Source organism: Bradyrhizobium sp. ORS 111, from assembly GCF_045571485.1.
In the GTDB taxonomy this organism is placed as follows: Bacteria; Pseudomonadota; Alphaproteobacteria; order Rhizobiales; family Xanthobacteraceae; genus Bradyrhizobium.
This window is the reverse complement of sequence record NZ_CP120701.1, coordinates 3246389-3265392: the sequence shown is the minus strand read 5'-3', so window position 1 is coordinate 3265392 and position 19004 is coordinate 3246389. Positions and strand designations below refer to the sequence as shown.

Below are 19004 nucleotides of genomic sequence, written 5' to 3'. Positions count from 1 at the left end.
GGTCTACTGGTGTGCCGCAAAACGAGACCTCATCCTTAAGGAGCCCGCCAAAGGCGGGCGTCTCGAAGGATGGCCGCAGGGCGCCTTTCTCCCAAATGCGATTGCCCTACCGTCCTGCGCCCGCCGCGTGTCATCCGCTTGTCATGAATTGTGCCGACAGGTTCAGCCTGATGGACGTCGAGGACACGCATGGACTATTTCAAACGCTTCAACTTCCTGTTCGCCGCGCCGGTGTTCGAGGCCGACGATCTCGAAGGCATCCGCTTCAACCAGATCATCGCCGAAATCGAGCGATCGGGCTTCGAGGTGGTGCGCGCCCGCAAGCTGGAGGATGCCGAGATCGCGGTGCAGACCGATGCCGCGATCGGCTGCATGGTGGTCGACTGGGGCAAGAAGGGGCTTGAAGGCAAGACCGCGGCGCTGATCAATCTGATGCGCCGGCGCGGCCTCGACTTCCCGATCATCCTCCTGATCCGCCGCAAGCGGTTCGAGGACCTGCCGGTCGAGGTGCTGGATTTTATCGACGGCTACGTGTTCCTGTCCGAGGAGACCCCGCCCTTCATCGCCAAGAACCTGATCAGCCGGCTCAAGCAATATGCCGAGACGCTGAAGACGCCGTTCTTCGGTGCGCTGGTCGACTATGCCGAGGAAGGCAATCAGCTCTGGACCTGCCCCGGCCACAATGGCGGCGTGTTCTACAGCCGCAGCCCGATCGGGCGGGTGTTCGTCGAGCATCTCGGCGAAGCGGTATTCCGCGACGATCTCGACAATTCCGTACTCGACCTCGGCGACCTCCTGACCCATGAGGGGCCGGCGCTGCGAGCGCAGAAGGAGGCGGCGCGGATCTTCGGCGCGGAGAAGACCTATTTCGTGCTCAACGGCACCTCGACCTCCAACAAGGTCGCGCTCGGCTCGCTGGTCACCGACGGCGATCTCGTGCTGTTCGACCGCAACAACCACAAGGCTGCCCATCACGGCGCGCTTTTGATCGGCGGCGGCATCCCGGTCTACGTTCCGACCGTGCGCAACGCCTGGGGCCTGATCGGCCCGATGCGCTGGGACCTGCTCGATGAGAGCGCCTTGCGCGATGCCATCCGCAAGCACCCGCTGGTCAAGGACGAGAACGCCTGGAAGAAGCCGCGCCCCTTCCGTGTCGCGGTGGTGGAGCAGTGCACCTATGACGGCACCATCCACTCTGCCGAGATGATCCTCCAGCGCATCGGCCATCTCTGCGACTACATCCTGTTCGATGAGGCCTGGGCCGGCTTCATGAAATTCCACCCGATCTATGCCGGCCGCTTCGCGATGGGGCTGTCCGACCTCGGCCCCGAGGCGCCCGGCATCATCGCGACCCAATCGACCCACAAGCAGCTCGCGAGCTTCTCGCAGGCCTCCCAGATCCACATCCGCGATCGGCACATCAAGGGCCAGAAGCGCCGCGTGGAGCACCGCCGCTTCAACGAAAGCTTCATGCAGCACGCCTCGACCTCGCCGTTCTATCCGCTGTTCGCTTCGCTCGACGTCGGCGCGCAGATGATGAAGGGTCGCTCCGGCGAAGTGTTGTGGGACGACACGATCCGGCTCGGCATCGAGCTGCGCAAGAAGATCCGCGCGGTGAAGCGCGAGTTCGAGGAGAACGAGACGCGGGTCGAGCGGCGCTGGTTCTTCGAGCCGTTCGTGCCCGACCGCGTGATGATCCCGGACGTGGCGCGCGAAGGCGGCGTGCACAATGTCGCCTGGGAGACGATCTCGACCGACCAGCTTGCGACCAGCCCGTCCTACTGGCAGCTCAAGCCCGGCGAGAGCTGGCATGGCTTTCCGGAGCTGACCGCGGGCTTTGCCATGACCGACCCGAACAAGCTGACGCTGCTGACACCGGGCTTCGACCATGCGACCGGCGCCTATGCCGACCATGGCATTCCCGCGCCGGTGGTGGCGCAATATCTGCGCGAGAACCGCATCGTCGCCGAGAAGAACGACCTCAACTCCCTGCTCTTCCTGCTGACGCCGGGTGTCGAGGCCAGCAAGGCCGGCACGCTGGTCTCCGGCCTCGTCGCCTTCAAGAAGCTGCACGACGACAACGCGCTGCTTGAGGACGTCATCCCCGAATTCTACCGCCGGCGGCCGCACCGCTATGCCGGGGTCCGCTTGCGCGATCTCTGCGGCGACATGCACCGCTTCTTTCGCGACGCCGGAGTCAGCGCGCTGCAGGCGAAGCAATTCCTGCCCGAGCATCTGCCCGAGATCGCGATGTCGCCGCGCGAGGCCTCGCGTTATCTGGTGCGCAACGACGTCGACTACCTGCCGATCGACGAAATCTTCGGCCGCATCGCGGCGACGCCATTCGTGGTGTACCCGCCCGGCATCGCGACCATCGTGCCCGGCGAACGGCTCTCGGAGCGCAGCAAGCCGATGATCGACTATCTCAGGATGTTCGAAGCAAGCTTCAACGCGTTTCCCGGATTCGAGGTCGAGATCCAGGGCGTCTACAAGGAAATCGATGCGTCAGGCCGCGTCCGCTTCTATACTTACGTTGTGGCGGAATAAGCGGACGGACAGCGCGCAATGGACAATGAGCACAAGATCACTGTGCGCGCCTCGCGCGACAGCGACGTCGACGCCATGCTGTCGATCTACCGCCGCCACATCCGCCGCGGCGTCGAGGAAAGCGTCGACGACAGCGGCACGCCGGAGCCCGACGATCTGCGCGAGCGCCGCAAGAATTTGCGCAACACCCGCCTGCCGCATCTGGTCGCGGTCTGCAATGGCGAGGTCGTCGGCTACGCCTATGTCGTGATGTTCCGCAAGCGTCCCGCCTATCGCTACACGGTGAAGCACTCGATCTACGTGCATCACCAACATGTCGGCCGGGGCGTCGGCCGAAAGCTGCTGCAGGAGTTGATCGACACTTGCGCCGCGGCCGGCTTCCGCCAGATGATCGGCTATATCGATGCCGACAACGCCGCGTCGCTGGCGCTGCACGACCGGTTCGGCTTCGCGCGCGTCGCGCACTTGCCCGGCGTCGCCTATCGCTACGGCCGCTGGTCGGACAGCGTGATGGTGCAGCGCTCACTCGGCCCCGGCGCAACCGAACCGCCCCCGCCAGCGCCGCTGTCACGGCGGTGATCGGGACGCGGGCAACGCCGTGGATCAACGCGTTCACATCCAGCCCCGTCATGCTGAGAAGCGCGTAGCGCGTCTCGAAGCATGCACGGCCGCAGTTAGGCCGTCGTGCTTCGAGACGGCCGCTATACGGCCTCCTCAGCATGACAGGGCTGGATTTGAGCGTGCTGCCAGGAAGCCGCGCTATTCCAGCGTGAAGCCGACCCGCAGCGTCACCTGATAGTGGCGGATCTTGCCCTCTTCGATATGGCCTCGCGTCTGCACGACCTCGAACCATTTCATCTCGCGGATCGTCTTCGACGCGCGGTTGATGGCGTTCTCGATCGCGGCCTCGACGCTCTTCTCCGATGATCCAACGAGTTCCAGCATCTTGTAGACGTGATCCTTGTCGTGACTGGCGGGCATGATGTCGACCTCCTCAGGATGGATGGCGGACCGGACAGTTATCCTCTGCAATCCGGACGGTCCGTTCGCCGGTGTGAACCGGATCGCCTGCACGAATGCTGCGCGGCAGCACAGCAGACGAATTGAATCAACGTGTCGCGCCGCATTCGGTGCCATCCGTACCCGCCCTTGTCGGCACGGCCACCTATGGTAGCATGGTTTGATCCAGCTTACGGGAGCGATGCCATGTCAACGACGTCCAGCTCACCCACCAGCCCTCCTGCCCACAGCCTCGGATCCGGACTGTCCACCCTCCGCACGAAGTGGGGCTGGATCGTCGCGCTCGGGGTGATCTATCTGATCGCCGGCATCCTGGCGTTCGGCAGCGTACTCTTCGCAACCGTCGTCAGCGTCCTGTTCGTGGGCGTCATGATGATCGTCTCGGGCATCGCCGAGATCATCAACGCATTCCAGGTCAAGTCGTGGGGCAAGTTCCTGTTCTGGGCCCTGCTCGGCGTGCTCTACGTCGTCGCGGGCTTCATCGTCTTCGAGAATCCGGTGCTCGCGGCAGCCACACTGACGCTATTCCTCGGCGTTGCGCTGGTGATCTCGGGGATTGTCCGCATCTTCCTCGCCTTCGGCATGAACGCTGCGGCGCCGTGGGGGCTGGTTGCGCTTTCGGGCGTCATCACGCTCGTGCTCGGCGGCATCATTCTCGCGCACTGGCCGGTCTCGAGCCTCTACGTGCTCGGCATCTTCCTCAGCGTCGATCTGATCTTCGCCGGCATCAGTTGGATCGGCATGGGGATGGCGTTGAAGCGCCGGGCGTGAGGCTCGGCCGCAGGGCGGGTTAGCAGCGGCGAATTCGCCCTACCGCTGGATCTCCTCCGCCGCGCGCACCAGCGGCCGGTCGGACAGTTGGATCGGCCCGGAGAACGGCGTGCTCATGTCGAGGATCAGATAGATCGCGGCCGAGACCAGCGCCGCCGCTGCGACATACGCGCCGATCACCACCGCATTGCGCGGTGCGCGAAAGCCCAGCGTTGCGAACATCAGCGTCAGCCACGCCACCAAGATGCCGATCATCGGCGATGGAAACGAGGAGTCGGACTGCTCGGCGAAGGTCCAGCGCTGCTGCTGTAACTGGCGGTAGAGCGCACGCGCATCGTTCCACAGCGCGATCATCTGTTCGTCATCGAACCGCAGCGAGCGCAGGCTGGTGCCGACCTCATCGAGCAGATGCTCGGAACTCTCGGTAGCGCGGACGATGGGCACGTCCTTCAATGCGTGCTGGACATAGGCAAGCAGCCGCTGCCGCGGCTCGTCGGCGCTCGGGCCGAGTGGCCGCAACGTGCGATCGAGCATGATGATGTCGGTCGCGAAGACATGCAGGTTGCGGTCGATCGCCACATAGGTGTTGGCCGCGTTGTTCATCATCAGGCCGAGCAGCAGCGACGGCATGGTGACGAACAGGGTCGCGACCAGCCGCACTGAAGTATTGGTGTCGTCGGTGCGATGATGCTCCTCGAGCCGGCCATAAACCGCCATGCTCGCGAGCGCTGCGCCCGCAAGCAGCGTGAAGGTCAGGATGGCGACGATGAATGCAACCACGGCCTTGAACGAAACCTGCGACAGAATCGGCCGCGAGCATAGCAAGCGCGGCACGGGCGCGCATGTCCGGTTGACTACCCTTCCCCACGCGCTATCCATCCCCGATCAAGTCCAAGCCCGTTTCGGGCGAGCCCAGCGAGGAGAGCGCAACAGCGCTCGGAGGAGAACGACGTGCATTTTGTCGACGACAGCGAGGTCAATCGCGTCCTGACCTTTCCGATCCTGATCGAGGCGATCGAGGCGGCACACCGCCGGCCGAAGATCGCGGTGCACGACGGCTATCTCGGCGACGGCAAGGGGCAGCAGCTCGTGACGCGCAGCGCGGTCGATGCCGGGCGCTTCATGATGACCAAATTGTACACCAGCTTCCCGGGCAATCTCGCGCAGGGCAAGCTGCCCGCCGTGCAGGCGGTCTGCGTGCTGTTCGACGGCGTCGACGGGCGGCCGCTCGCGGTAATGGATGCCTCCGAGATCACCCATTGGAAGACGGCCGCGGACTCCGCGCTCGGCGCCAAGCTGCTCGCACGGCCCGATGTCGAAACTCTGCTCGTGGTCGGCGCCGGCGAGATGGCGCGCTGGCTGGTGCGCGGGCACCGCACGGTGCGGCCGTCGCTGCGCCGCGTGCTGATCTGGAACCGAACCGCGGAGCGCGCCCAAGAACTCGCCACGCAGCTCGCCGGCGAAGGCGTTGCCGCCGAGGTCGCCACCGATCTCGATGCCGCAACCCGCGAAGCCGATGTGATCACCACCTGCACGCGCTCGCGTGAGCCGCTGGTCAAGGGCGCGAACCTGAAGCCCGGCACTCATCTCGACCTGGTCGGCGGCTTCACGCCGGAGACGCGCGAGGCCGACGACGAGGCGGCGCGGCGCGCCCGCATCTTTGTCGACCGCCGCGAATCCGCCTTCGACGGCGTCGGCGACATCCTGCAACCGATCGCCAGCGGCGCCATCAGCGAGCGCGACGTGCTCGGCGACCACTACGACCTCGCCAGCGGCAAGGTCGCCGGCCGGCTGTCGGCCGATGACATCACCTTCTTCAAGAACGCCGGCGGCGGCCATCTCGATTTGATGACTTGCGAGACGGTGTTTCACCGGTTGGGAAAGGAGTTGCGGTAAACCGCAGCTTCGAGAACGCAAAGGCGGACTGGCGACGAGTAGCCCGCATAAGCGCAGCGACATGCGGGCTAGCTCAGCCCGGATATCGCTTCGCTCATCCGGGCTTCTGTAACGGGCCTTGGTTAGTCAATCCCTTTTGCGTCATCCGCTCGCCGGGAACCTGCTTCTGTACGGGATCGGCGCTGTGGCCGTCGCCTGATGGGGTTCTAGGGAGGAGCAGGTCGACCAATCTACGGAAGCGTGATCGCATTGTTGGATGCGTCGACAACCCGGATGACGGCCTGACCTGATCCATCGTCCCGGCGAAGGGACTTCGCTTCGGGAAGGCTGGTGTCGTGACCCGCCCGAAAACCTGTGCGCTCCTCTGTTAGGCCGCCATTGCGGTTGCCTTGGTAGCCGGATTGAAGGGGACGTTGTCCTTAAGCATGCGCAGCATGATCACGGCGAGTTTGCGCGCCAGCGCCACCTTGGCCTTGTTCATGCCGGCGCGCCTGGCGATCCGCATCGCCCAGCTCTTGAGCTGTGCACAGCCCTTGATCGGCTTGGTCAGGATGATGTGGGCAGCCTCATAGAGGGCCTCGCGCACGGCGGCGTCGCCATTTTTGCTGATGCGGCCGGAGTAGTCGGTCTCCCCTGACTGGTGCTTCTTCGGCGTCAACCCGAACAGCGGTCCCGCCCGCTTCGAGGAGGTGAAGCGCGAGGGGTCATCGATGGCGCTGGCATAGGTCAGCGAGATGACCGGCCCCACGGCCGGCGTCGACATCAACAGCCTGGCCTTGGCGTCCAGCACAGACATCGCCCGCACCCGCTTCTCAAGACCGTTGAACTCGCGCAGCAACACCGCATGAACTGCCAGCGTCGCCGCGGCGATCGCCTCGAGGGCTGGATGGCCGGCCACCAGCTCGCCGATCCGTGCCGCAAAGCTGCACTTCGTCGTCTTGCCGACCTTCAGGCCGAAGCCACGCAAGATCCCGCGCAAGCTGTTCTCGAGATCCTGAAGCTTGGCCTGGATCAGCTTGCGCGCCGTCAGCATCGCGCGGGTCTCCTGGGCACTCATCGACTTGCAATGCACCGGCCGGAACCAGCCGAGCCGCATCAATTGCGCGATGTTGCGGGCATCGTTGCGGTCCGACTTCACCGGCATCGCTTTGAAGGCATCGCTCACGTGGCGTGTCTCCAATAGCTCGACCGCAAGTCCAGCCTTCTTCATCGCCGCGTAAAGCCACTGTGACAGCGGCCCGGCCTCCAGCCCGATCCTGGCCAGCTCGAACCCGAGCGAACGGAACCAGCCGATCAGCGCTTCCGGTTCGCTCGCCACCTTCGCCTCCCGAGTGATCTTGCCGTTCGCGTCGACAACGCACACGCTGGAGCATTCCAATGACACGTCGATTCCGGCATAATGGTCCATGGTCGTCTCTCCTCGATGCTTGGAGCGAGGCCTTGCCTCGACTCCGTTACACCATCAATGTGAGGGACGACCGCCCCCTTCCAAGCCAGCCGCGCGACGCGCGCCATCCAATAGCGCCGTAGCTAGCGCGGCTGGCTGGGAAGCGGGACCGCGGCCCGTTACCCCATCTACGCCATTGGACCGCTCTACTCCGCCGCCTGCTGCGTCGGCGCATCCAGTTCCGCCGAGACCTTCGGCGGCGACATCGGCAGGCTGTAGAACCGCTTGCCGAGCGCGTTGTGGACCGCGTTGGCGACCGCGGCCATCACAGGCACCAGCGGCACTTCGCCGACGCCCTTGACGCCTTGCGGATGCTTCGGGTTCGGCACCTCGACCAGCGCGCAATCGATCATCGGCAGATCGGAGCAGACCGGCATGCGATAATCGAGGAAACCGGGATTATCGACCTTGCCGTCCTTGTTGTAGATGTACTCCTCGTTCAGCGCCCAGCCGATGCCCTGCGCGACGCCGCCCTGGAGCTGGCCCTCGACATAGCTTGGATGGATGGCGCGGCCGACGTCCTGCACCGCTGTGTATCTGACAACCCTGACGATGCCGAGCTCGACATCGACCTCGACATCGCAGATGTGCGTGCCGAAGCCGCCTTCGGCGCCTTGCGTGTTGAGCTGCACGCTGGCGCCGATCGGGCCGCCCTGCGACGGGGCCTTCTCGGCGAGATCGGCCAATGTCAGCGGCTTGAACTCGCCGGCATTCGGGCTGACCGGATGCGCGGCGCCGTTCTCCCACTTCACCGCTTCAGGATCGATCTCCCAGATCTTCGCCGCGCGCTCGCGCAAGGTCGCGATCACCTTGTCGGCCGCCTGCGTCACCACCATCGAGGAGGCGAACAGCACGCGGCTGCCGCCGGTCAGGTTGGAGAAGCCGACCGTCTGCGTATCGCCGATGATGACGGAGACGCGCTTGTAGTCGATGCCGAGCAGCTCGGCACAGATGTTGGCGATGCCGGCGCGCGAGCCGCCGATGTCGGGGTGGCCCGTGGTGACGACGACGTTGCCGTCCTCGGTGATGTTGACCTGCGCGGAGGATTCTCCGCCGGCGTTGAACCAGAAGCCGGACGCGACGCCGCGGCCCTGCAGCTTGCCGAGCGGCGCCTGATAGTGCGGATGGTTCTTTGCGACCTCCAGCGTCTCGATATAACCGATGCGCGGAAACACCGGGCCGTGCGCCGCCTTGGTGCCCTGCTTGGCCGCGTTCTTCAGGCGCAGCTCCAGCGGATCCATCTTCAGTGCCTCGGCCAGCTCGTCGAGCACGCACTCGACCGCGTAGGCGCCGATCGGCGCGCCGGGCGCGCGATACGCCGCGACCTTGGAGCGGTTGGAGCAGACGTCAAAACCTTCCGACAGCACATGCGGAATGTCGTAGGGCGCAAAGCTGCAACCGACCGCGCCGCGGATCGGCGATCCCGGAAACGCGCCGGCCTGCAGATAGAAGGTGCCGTGGGCGGCGACGATGGTGCCGTCCTTCTTGGCGCCGATCTTCACCGTGCTCTTCGAGCCTGATGTCGGCCCGGTCGCACGCATCACCTCCTCGCGCGTCATCACCATCTTCACCGGGCGGCCGGACTTCTTCGCCAGCAAGGTCGCGAGCGGCTCGAGATAGACGATGGTCTTGCCGCCGAAGCCGCCGCCGATCTCGGCGGGAATGGCGCGGATGTCGCTCTGCGGGATGCCCGTCAGCATCGACGTCATCGCGCGCACCATGAACTGGCCCTGACTCGAGCTCCAGATCGTGGTCTTGCCGTCGGCAGCGACCGAGATCAGGCAGGCATGCGGCTCAATATAGCCCTGGTGCACCGGGCGTGTGGTGAAGGAGCGCTCGATCACGACCTCGGCTTCCTTGAAGCCCTGCGCGACGTCACCCTTCTTCACCTCGAGCTTGCCCACGATGTTCGAGGGCTTGCCGTCGACCTTGTTCCACTCATGCAGGATCGGCGCGTCCGGCTTCAGTGCGTCGTCGATCTCGATCGCCCAGGGCAGCACCTCGTAGTCGACCTCGATCAGCTTGCAGGCTTCCGCGGCGATCGCTTCCGTGGTCGCGGCCACCGCCGCCACCGGATGGCCGGGGAACAGCGCCTTGTCGCGCGCCATCACGTTGCGGCACATCCAGCGCATATCCTGGATGCCGAGCATCACCGCGCCCTTCTCGATCGTGAAGTCGACGATGTCGCGCGAGGTCACCACCGCCTTGACGCCGGGCAGCGCCTCGGCCTTCGCGGTGTTGATCGACTTGATCCGCGCATGCGGATGCGGACTGCGCAGGATCTTGCCCCAGATCATCCCGGGCATGGTGGTGTCGGCGGCAAATGCCGCGCGGCCCGTCACCTTGTCGACGCCATCAGGTCTGATGGTGCGCTGGCCGATCCACTTGTTGTCGACGACGTTCATTGGGCAGCCTCCCGCATTTCGGCAGCGGTCTCCATCACCGCGCGGACGATCTTGTCGTAGCCGGTGCACCGGCAGAGATTGCCGGCGAGCCAGAAACGGACTTCCTCTTCGGTCGGATTCGGGTTCTTCCGCAGCAACGCCTCGGAGGCGACGATCATGCCCGAGGTGCAGATGCCGCATTGAAGCGCGGCGTGCTCGAGGAACTTCTGCTGCAGCGGATGCAGCCGCTCGCCGCTCGCGATACCTTCGATGGTCCTGATCTCGTGCCCTTCGGCTTCGGCCGCGAGCATCAGGCAGGAGCAGACCAGGCGATCGTCGAGCGTGATCGAGCACGCGCCGCAATCGCCGGACGAGCAGCCCTCCTTGGAGCCGGTGAGGCCGAGCTGCCCGCGCAGCGCGTCGAGCATGGTGTCGTAGGGCTCGCAGAGGAATTCCATCGGCTCGCCGTTGACAGTGGTGGTGACGTGCAGTTTCGCCATGGTGCTAATTCCCTCCGGCGCGCGTGGCGGCGATCGCGGCGACGCGCTTGAGCAACACGCCGGCGATCTTGGTGCGATAGGCGATGGTGCCGCGTTTGTCGTCGATCGGACGACAGGCGGCGCGGCACGCTGCGGCGGCAGCTTCCAGCGCTGTTGCATCGAGCCTGGAGCCGATCAGCGCCTGCGCCGCCGGCTCGACCAGCAGCGCGGTCGGCGCCACCGCGCCGAGCCCGACCCGGGCCGCGGTGCAAATGCCGTCCTTCAGCGTCAGATTGACGCCGAGGCCGACGACCGCGATGTCCATCTCGGTGCGCGGAATCATGCGCAGGTACGCATCGCCGGAGCCCGCGGGGCACGGCGGCAAGGCGAAGCTGACGAGGATTTCGCCCGGCTTGAGGTTGGTGCGGCCCGGACCGGCCGGCACGTCCTCGACCTTGATCTCGCGGCGGCCATGCGGGCCTTGCACGGTCACGATGGCGCCGGCCGCGATCATCGCCGGCACGCTGTCGCCTGCGGGCGAGCCGTTGCAGAGATTGCCGCCGGCGGAGGCCCGGCCCTGCACCTGCTTGGAGCCGATCAGGTTCACGGCCTCGAGCACGCCGGGCCAAACCTTGCCGAAGCGCTTGTGCTCGGCGAGCGCCATGCCGGAGACGGCGGCGCCGACGCGGAAGCCGCCGTCGGCGGTCTCCTGAATCTCAGTCATCTCGCCGATCTTCTTGATGTCGACGATCAGTCCCGGCCGCACCAGGCCGGAGCGCATTTGCACCAATAAGTCGGTGCCGCCTGCCATAATGCGGGCGGCACTTCCGGCGGCAGCGAATGCGCCAATCGCTTCATCAAGCGTGCGCGGTGCTACGTATCGGATATCGGTCATGGCTGTTGTTCGGTTCTCCCTCGCCTGCCGTTCCCTTGTGGATAGTTGTTGGCCTTGCTGGCTTGGCCGGCAGGACCGACAGCCTACACGGCGAGGCGGGGTCGGAACAGCCTCCGAGGTGCGGTGGAAAGTGGCAGGCTCCTATGCAGGATGCGGACTTGTGCGGCCTCCGCCGCGGCGCCCGCGCCGCAGTCAGCGATCTTTCACATCGTGAGGATCGGCGACGGCCAACCAGCCGCACGGGCCGCTGCTTGCCTGAAATGCCGGATTAGGGAAACATGTCCATCGCCGCAGCATGTGCCGGGCCGTACGGCACACGGGATCGATCACCGCCACCGATCCTGCTCGCGCCACATCGGGAGACAGCGAATGCCCTACGTTTCGCGCCGCACCCTCCTCAAGCTTGCCGCCGGCCTGCCGCCGGCATTTGCCGCGCCAGCGATATGGACGTCACGGGCCGCCGCGGCGGGCAAGGGCAAGACCATCACCGCGGTGATGCATTCGGATTTGCGCATCATCGATCCCGGTTTCACCACGGCCTACATTACCCGCGACCACGGCTACATGGTCTACGACACCCTGCTCGGGATCGATGCCAGCTTCAAGGTGCAGCCGCAGATGGCGGACTGGACCATCTCCGACGACAAGCTGACCTACACCTTCACGCTGCGCGACGGCTTGAAATGGCATGACGGCGCACCGGTCACCGCGGAGGACTGCGTCGCCTCGCTCAAGCGTTGGGGCGCGGTTGACGGCATGGCGCAGAAGCTGGCCGAGTTCACGGCAACCCTCGAGGCCACCGGACCGAAGGCGATCGTGCTCAAGCTCAAGGAGCCATACGGCCTGGTGCTGGAGACGATCGCAAAGCCCTCCTCCTATGTCGCCTTCATGATGCCGAAGCGGCTGGCGGAGACGCCGCCGGGCAAGCAGATCGCCGAGCAGATCGGCTGCGGCCCGTTCAAATTCGTGAGCGCCGAATTCCAGCCGGGCGTGAAAGCGGTCTACGAGAAGAATGTCGACTACGTCCCGCGCAAGGAGAAGCCGGACTGGACCTCCGGGGCTAAGGTGGCCAAGGTCGATCGCGTCGAGTGGGTGACGATGCCGGATGCGCAGACCGCGATCAACGCGCTGCAATCCGGCGAGATCGATTTCCTGGAGCAGCCGTCGATTGATATGCTGCCGGTGCTGGAAGCCAATCCCGATCTGGCGGTCGCGGTGCTGAACAAGTTCGGCTTCCAGATCGAGGGGCGGATGAATTTCCTCTACCCGCCGTTCGACAACGTCAAAATCCGCCGCGCCGCGCTGCTGGCGATGAACCAGAAGGACGTGCTCGACGCCACCGTCGGCAATCCCAAATTTTACGAGATCTGCGGCGCCTATTTCGCCTGCGGCACGCCGCTTGCCAGCGACGTCGGCTCGGAGACCCTGATCAAGGGCACCGGCATGGCGGAAGCCAAGAAGGCGCTCGCGGCATCGGGCTATGACGGCACGCCTGTTGTGATCATGGTGCCCGGCGACGTCCAGACGCTGAAGGGGCCGCCGACCGTAGCGGCGCAGCTGCTGCGCGAGGCCGGCTTCAATGTCGATGCCCAGGTGACGGATTGGCAGACCGTGGTCAGCCGCCGCGCCAGCCAGAAGCCGCCGAAGGAAGGCGGCTGGAACATGTTCTTCACCTTCACCGGCGCCACCGAAACGATGAACCCGATCGTCAACAACCAGATCGTCGCCAACGGCAAGCGCGCCTGGTTCGGCTGGCCTGATGATCCCAAGCTGGAGCAGATGCGCGACGCCTTCGCGCGCGCGACCTCCGCCGAGGAACGAAAGAAGCTCGCGACCGACATCCAGAAGGAAGCCTATGACCAGGTGATCTATATCCCGCTCGGTCAGTTCCGCGCGCCGAGCGCCTGGCGCACATCGCTGACCGGCGTGCTGGAAGGGCCGGCACCGCCGGTGTTCTGGAACGTCGACAAGACGGAATAGAAGCGGCCGCCCGAAGCCGCGCGCCGCCGGTCAACTTTGGGCCGGCCGAGGCGCGTGCAGGTGGGCGCTGCAAAATATCGAAAACAACCCCATGCAAAGGAGCCGCGGGCCACTGGCGTTCGACCGGGCGACTTGACATGTCGGGCAACTCCGGAGCATATTTCCAATATTCCGAAATCGCATCCCCTCGCCCGACGATGGCATCAGCGCGGTCTGCGCCGTCGTCGCCTTGGCCTCATTCAGCGCGCGCTCTTGCTCGCGAATGATTTGCGAGACGACTGGCGCTGAACTCACCAAGTCGGCTTTTGGGGAAGCAGCCGTTGCCAAGATCGGTCGTCATCGACGGCTTCTGGACCCGAAGCGGACAAAGTTGGATTTTGAGAATGGCAGCCGCTCGGCCGTATGAGAACTGTTCATCTTAGTCGAGCTGATGGGCAAGCAGCCGCCGCTCTTCGGGCGCCCCGGAATGACACCGAGAGAATCACTCCGTCAGCATCGGAACAGGAGCTCGATGCTGCGCATCGCCCGGAATGACTGTTGAGGGCGCCCGCTCCTCGCCTTTGAACTTTCCCGACCGCTCACGTCACTACTAGTCATAGCCGTGGTGGAAGCCGATGCTCCCTCCAGTGCTCAGCGTTAGGCAGGCCACGCCAGCAACGGGAGAAAATGCCATGGGACGCGCGCCGCAGCCACTGCCGCAATACACGCCGCCGGGCCCGGTGGAACAGATGCCGAATATGGCGGCGCCGCAACTGCAATGCTCGCCGCTTGCCAAGGTGCACAGCGCCGCCGTCTTTCCCTACGTCGCCAACGAAGTCGCGACGTCCCGCACCGAGGTCGGCCATCTCGGCGTGGACGTCAGTCTGGTCCCGCCGGCCGGCCTCTGCCAATATCTCATCATCTGGGATTTCGGCGTCGACTGGCGGCATATCAAGAACATCACCAAGCGCGATCCGCTGTTGGCAGCGCAGCTCATCCGATTCGAGACCGACAAGTCGTTGCAGTTCCAGATCGTCGGATTCAGCGACAGCACCGGCGGCGAACGGAACAACGTCTTCCTGCGCACGGGCCGGGCCAGGAACGTCTTTCACCTGTTCGGCCCAAGCGCGCGCTCGCGCGTCTTCTCCGTCAAGCCCGCTCCGCACTACGAGTATCTGAAGGACAACACGACCGTGATGAACAGGGCCGCCAATCGCGCCGTGGTCGTCGAAATCTTCGCCGGTGGCGGGACGATCTAGGGCGCGTACTCATAAATCGTCGGCGATGTCCGCTTCGCGCCGACACCGACCACCTTTGTGCAACCGCAGCGAACGAGCGAAGGGCCGCATGCCGACGTCAGCGTCTTCTCCGACCTCGGACTGAATTAACGATTTTCTCCGCCGTGTCCTGAAGCTCGCCGAGATGCAAGGCCGCAAATGCCTCGATAGAAAAGGCGGTCTTTAGCCAGAGCATGTTGATCGCGCCCAGGACTCGCTGCCCATCGCGCAGGGGAACCGCGATCGAGAACAGACCATCCGCATGCGGGGGACCACCATAGTAACCTCCGGTATGCGTGGCGTCGCGAGTGCCATAGCCGCGCGCGCGAACCTCGGCGAGGATGCTGCTCAAGCGCAGATCGACGATCATCAACGCGAATTGTTCAAGATCGGGTTCGATACGGCGAACGTCCCACGCGATCAGTTCGTGGTCGCCGGTGATGCCTGGCTGCTCTGCCGCAACGGAATCAACGACCCGAGCGCATTCGGCATTCTCGACATGCACGGACTTTGGTTCATCGCCGGCAATCTCGTTCGCGACATCGCCGCGCTGAACAATCGCGAGATGTTGCCGTGGGACATCTGGGGCGCAATGCGCCGGCGCGACAGCGAGCTGGATCTCGCCTTCTTCGATCGACTGGCTGTGGTCAGCCGCGCGCCTGACGCTCACGCCGACGAACTCAATGCTCTCTTTGCCGATGAGCGGGTGCAGGTGCCAAAGGCCGTGTTCAACGCCGAGCTCAATCAGATGCAGGAGCCGTAGTCGGCCGGCTCGAAACGACGCGCGCCGCCGATTAACTTTGAGCAAGTAGCCCGCATGGGCGAAGCGATATGCGGGATTGACCTTGCGGCCGCTTGCCGGCCCCGGATTACGCTGCGCTTCATTCGGGCTACGCTTGCTGCGCCGTCGCCTCGTCCAGCGCGCACTCTTACTCGCGAAAGATTTGCGAATGACTTGCCGCGGACTCACAAAGCTGGCTTTTGGAGAAGCAGTCGTTGCCAAGATCGGTCATCATCGACGGCTTCACGGACAGCGGGGGACCTTCTGGCTTCGCCGCAGCTCATTGACACGAACCTGCATTTCCTCCAGTTTATATTTAGGTGGATACGACCTGCCGCTTGCGCCCTTCGGGGATGGTGAACGTATCGCGGCCTTTGTCGCCCTTTGCCCGAACGAGCGGGCCAGTAATGCAAGCCTCTGGCGAACAAGTTTTGTCTCGTTCAAGCAAAGGATGCAGACATGCGCGATTTCCGCAATGCTAAAGCTATGGCGCAAACGCTGCGCGCGGGTCTTGCTGCCAAGAGCGTCAAGATCAGCGCCAGTCAAAGTCTCGAATTGGTCGCCGAGATGCTCGGCGTAGCCGATTGGAACACCCTCGCTGCTATTATTCGGACCGATAGGTCTGTCTCGCCAAAGAGAGCTTCGACCGCAGTGCCGGCGGCAGGAGTGGGCAACCCAGTTCTGCCTGTTTCTGCCGATCTTACGGCAATACGGGAACGGGCTATTCGCTTTGCTGACCAGCGGAAGCATGACTACGCGACGCTAGAACATCTTCTACTTTCTCTAATAGAGGATGCGGACGCTTCTGCTGCGATGAGCGTCTACAATGCTGATCTGGCCTCGTTGGAGGGAAAACTCGTTGATCATCTGGACAACAAACTTGGAATCCTGGTGATCGACTTCGGTTGCGACCCTAAGCCGACTGCTGCTTTTCAGCGCGTCTTTCAACGCGCTCAGCATCGCGCGTTGGAGTTGGGCCACTCCACCCTCACAGGTGTAAATATTCTTGAGAGCATACTATTCGAAACGGAAAGCCCAGCGGCGCTGGTTCCTCGCTGAACAGGGCATTACCCGCCAGGATATCTTGGGCCTTATCGCTTACCGCAAAGGGAGCGGCGCCGTGCAACTGTATAAGCACCAGCGGTTGAACCGCCGCCCTAAAGATAGCACTTAAGCAAGTCGCCCGCATGAGCGAAGCGATATGCGGGATGATCTTGCGGCCTGCGTGTCGGCCCCGGATGTCGCTCCGCTCATCCTTGAAAGCGGTCGCTTAAATGCGCATCCATTGGTTTGGTGGTTTGCAGTAGCTCTTGTCGCGCTGATAGCACCCTAAGATGCTCATGCTTTTCGTGCTGTCATCGAGGCGCGGATGCGAGGTATAGGGAGAGCGCAAGATGTCGCGCACGCTTATTGTCCTCGGAATTGTCCTGGTCGTGACTGGAATCTGCTGGCCTTTGATCGGCAGGCTTGGTCTGGGGCGATTGCCTGGTGATATCGTGATCCAACGGCCGAATTTTTCGTTCTACTTTCCGCTTATGACGTCGCTCATCATCAGCATCGTCCTGAGCGTGGTCCTTTGGTTGATCAATCGATAGACTCCTCGGCACGAGACCGAGCCTGCCCATGTACTCGCCGCCGGGTCGAAACGTCGGATTTCGGACCCTCAACGGACATTCCGGTCGGAATTTGGTCGGTTCAGGAATATGCGACGGCGGCTGCTGTCCGTACTCGCGGGAACACGATGAATCGGTCCTGCACTATGGGTTCATGGAGGACAACACGCTATTGCGACGGGCCGAGCAGGTCACCCGCCAAAGCGAGACTACGAGCCCCAGGTGATCCGGTGCCTCGGCCATGCTGGGTAGCGGAGGCTGGCGAACTCAGTCTGAGCCGCCCGCGTTTGGATGAATTTCGAACAGGAACTTTGCTCTACCTGGGATGTTGGAAAGCAACGTCATAATTCGGGAGGAATATGTTATGAGAACTCTGTTATTGGCTGGCGTACTGGCGGTTGCTGGTTTCGGTATCGCCACTCCGATCTCCATTACACCCGCGTCAGCTCAAGTTGCCGTTGATACTCCGTTCGGCGGCGTGAGAGTGGGTCCGAATCATCCGCGTTACTACCGAGACTACGATCGACCCGCCTATCGCGCCTACGGATATGACCGCGGATATCGCGGATGCCGTACCGTCACGATCGAGCGCGACGATGGTTCGGTCCGCAGGGTCCGCCGTTGCGACTACTAGTACCGGACTAGAAGATTGACCCGGCGCTCACAAGAGCGTCGAGCCAGCTCCGGCAACGCTAAGGCCGCTCCACTCGGCGGCCTCTTTCGTTTCGCTGATGTCATCTGTTGGCCCGTAGCTGAATCCACTTTGAGCATCGGTCACGTCGTCTGGTCGGCGATAAGCGGACTTTGAGCAATTCGGCCACCATCGGCAGTTTTTGACCCAACGAAAACATTCCGTCCTTTGCGCTTGCTGCTATGATTGGAGAACCAACCGCAGTGCAGCATGTAGATTTCGGGGGGAAGCCATTGGCGCCTAAAGGCGAATCGGAATTTCAACGCAAGCCTATTGTCAGGGAGCCGGCTCTGGAACGCGCCGAGCGCTTGGCCAATCTACTTGCCTCCATAGTTGAGTGCAGCGACGACGCGATCGTTAGCAAGGATCTAGATGGCATCATTACGAGCTGGAATAGGGCGGCTGAGCGCATCTTCGGCTACTCGGCCAACGAGGCGATCGGTCAGCCCATTACACTCGTGATCCCGGAAGACCGGCAAAGCGAAGAGCCTGAGATTTTAGCCCGCATCCGACGAGGTGAGCGAATCGACCATTTTGAGACTGTTCGGCAACGTAAGGATGGTAGCTTAATCACTATTTCGCTGACCGTTTCTCCTGTCAAAGACGTCCACGGCAACATCGTTGGCGCATCAAAGATCGCGAGAGATATCACCGAGCAGAAACGAGCTCAGGAGCAGATTAGCATTCTGGCTCGCGAGGCGGAGCACCGAAGCAAGAACATCCTTTCGAACGTACAGGCTATCGTCAACCTTTCTCAATCTGACACCTGCGACAGGCTCAAGGAAGTGATCACCGGGCGCATCCAAGCGATGGCAAATGTTCACTCGCTGTTCGTTGCATCACGGTGGAAAGGGGCCGAAGTCTCGGCGATCGCCAAGCAGGAGCTCGCCCCTTATCTCCAAGCGAGCCACGACAAGCGGATCAGGATGGAGGGTCCGCAAACAGTGTTAGACCCCACCGCTGCGCAGGCGATTGCTGTCGTCTTGCATGAATTGGCAACCAATGCTTCCAAGTATGGAGCGCTATCCAACGCGAAAGGCCGGATCGAGTTGGCGTGGTCGCGCAGCGAAGATGGAAAGCTGATGCTCCGCTGGACGGAATTGGGCGGTCCGAAGGTAAATGCGCCCGAACGCAAGGGATTTGGTAGCCGCCTCATCGAAGGAACGATCAGCCCACTTGGCGGCCAGGTGCGCTTTGACTGGCGCGCAGAAGGTCTCGTCTGCGTAATTGCGCTTCCGACCTGA

The 19004-nt window shown here is 63.4% G+C and carries 16 protein-coding genes; 9 read left to right on the top strand and 7 right to left on the bottom strand.

Annotated features, from left to right (window positions below; translation table 11 throughout):
* Positions 1-189: 189 nt before the first annotated feature.
* The gene (locus P6U30_RS14965; RefSeq protein WP_407169735.1) at positions 190-2547 is read left to right on the top strand and encodes an Orn/Lys/Arg decarboxylase N-terminal domain-containing protein; all 2358 of its coding nucleotides are present in this window, start codon (positions 190-192) and stop codon (positions 2545-2547) included.
* 18 nt (positions 2548-2565) lie between these two features.
* On the top strand, positions 2566-3126 hold the full coding sequence (locus P6U30_RS14960) for a GNAT family N-acetyltransferase (RefSeq protein ID WP_407169734.1): 561 nt from the start codon (positions 2566-2568) through the stop codon (positions 3124-3126).
* A 180-nt stretch (positions 3127-3306) separates the two neighbouring features.
* Here P6U30_RS14960 and P6U30_RS14955 read toward each other — a convergent pair whose 3' ends face one another.
* Positions 3307-3528, bottom strand: a complete 222-nt coding sequence (locus P6U30_RS14955) for a dodecin (RefSeq protein ID WP_407169733.1) — start codon at positions 3526-3528, stop codon at positions 3307-3309.
* Positions 3529-3753: 225 nt separating this feature from the next.
* Between P6U30_RS14955 and P6U30_RS14950 the strand changes: the two genes are divergently transcribed.
* Positions 3754-4338 carry an HdeD family acid-resistance protein gene (locus P6U30_RS14950; RefSeq protein ID WP_407169732.1) on the top strand — a complete coding sequence of 195 codons (585 nt, stop codon included), beginning with the start codon at positions 3754-3756 and terminating at the stop codon, positions 4336-4338.
* 39 nt (positions 4339-4377) lie between these two features.
* Here P6U30_RS14950 and P6U30_RS14945 read toward each other — a convergent pair whose 3' ends face one another.
* Entirely contained in the window at positions 4378-5172 is a 795-nt protein-coding gene (locus P6U30_RS14945) for a hypothetical protein (RefSeq protein ID WP_407169731.1), read from the bottom strand.
* Positions 5173-5289: 117 nt separating this feature from the next.
* On the opposite strand from P6U30_RS14945, the gene P6U30_RS14940 reads away from it, so the two are divergent.
* The gene (locus P6U30_RS14940; protein WP_407169730.1) at positions 5290-6234 is read left to right on the top strand and encodes an ornithine cyclodeaminase family protein; all 945 of its coding nucleotides are present in this window, start codon (positions 5290-5292) and stop codon (positions 6232-6234) included.
* Between the two features lie 367 nt (positions 6235-6601).
* On the opposite strand, the gene P6U30_RS14935 is transcribed toward P6U30_RS14940, so the two are convergent.
* The 4 genes from P6U30_RS14935 to P6U30_RS14920 form a co-directional block, all read right to left on the bottom strand.
* Positions 6602-7642, bottom strand: coding sequence for an IS110 family transposase (locus tag P6U30_RS14935; protein WP_407164670.1), 1041 nt, complete (start codon positions 7640-7642; stop codon positions 6602-6604).
* 185 nt (positions 7643-7827) lie between these two features.
* On the bottom strand, positions 7828-10086 hold the full coding sequence (locus tag P6U30_RS14930; RefSeq protein ID WP_407169729.1) for a xanthine dehydrogenase family protein molybdopterin-binding subunit: 2259 nt from the start codon (positions 10084-10086) through the stop codon (positions 7828-7830).
* Entirely contained in the window at positions 10083-10565 is a 483-nt protein-coding gene (locus P6U30_RS14925) for a (2Fe-2S)-binding protein (protein WP_407169728.1), read from the bottom strand. The genes P6U30_RS14930 and P6U30_RS14925 overlap by 4 nt, the downstream gene beginning before the upstream one ends.
* 4 nt (positions 10566-10569) lie before the next feature.
* Positions 10570-11430, bottom strand: coding sequence for an FAD binding domain-containing protein (locus tag P6U30_RS14920; protein WP_407170456.1), 861 nt, complete (start codon positions 11428-11430; stop codon positions 10570-10572).
* 378 nt (positions 11431-11808) lie between these two features.
* On the opposite strand from P6U30_RS14920, the gene P6U30_RS14915 reads away from it, so the two are divergent.
* A complete protein-coding gene (locus P6U30_RS14915) occupies positions 11809-13419 on the top strand; it encodes an ABC transporter substrate-binding protein (RefSeq protein WP_407169727.1) in 1611 nt (536 codons plus the stop codon).
* Positions 13420-14090: 671 nt separating this feature from the next.
* A complete protein-coding gene (locus tag P6U30_RS14910; protein WP_407169726.1) occupies positions 14091-14657 on the top strand; it encodes a hypothetical protein in 567 nt (188 codons plus the stop codon).
* A 97-nt stretch (positions 14658-14754) separates the two neighbouring features.
* On the opposite strand, the gene P6U30_RS14905 is transcribed toward P6U30_RS14910, so the two are convergent.
* Complete coding sequence (locus P6U30_RS14905; protein WP_407169725.1) at positions 14755-15678, bottom strand: hypothetical protein; 924 nt, start codon at positions 15676-15678, stop codon at positions 14755-14757.
* 237 nt (positions 15679-15915) lie between these two features.
* Here P6U30_RS14905 and P6U30_RS14900 point away from each other — a divergent pair, with 237 nt between their 5' ends.
* The 3 genes from P6U30_RS14900 (at position 15916) to P6U30_RS14890 (ending at position 19004) form a co-directional block, all read left to right on the top strand.
* Positions 15916-16515 carry a glyoxalase superfamily protein gene (locus tag P6U30_RS14900; RefSeq protein ID WP_407169724.1) on the top strand — a complete coding sequence of 200 codons (600 nt, stop codon included), beginning with the start codon at positions 15916-15918 and terminating at the stop codon, positions 16513-16515.
* A 335-nt stretch (positions 16516-16850) separates the two neighbouring features.
* Positions 16851-17051 carry a DUF2905 domain-containing protein gene (locus tag P6U30_RS14895; protein ID WP_280975967.1) on the top strand — a complete coding sequence of 67 codons (201 nt, stop codon included), beginning with the start codon at positions 16851-16853 and terminating at the stop codon, positions 17049-17051.
* A 912-nt stretch (positions 17052-17963) separates the two neighbouring features.
* Complete coding sequence (locus tag P6U30_RS14890; protein ID WP_407169723.1) at positions 17964-19004, top strand: PAS domain S-box protein; 1041 nt, start codon at positions 17964-17966, stop codon at positions 19002-19004.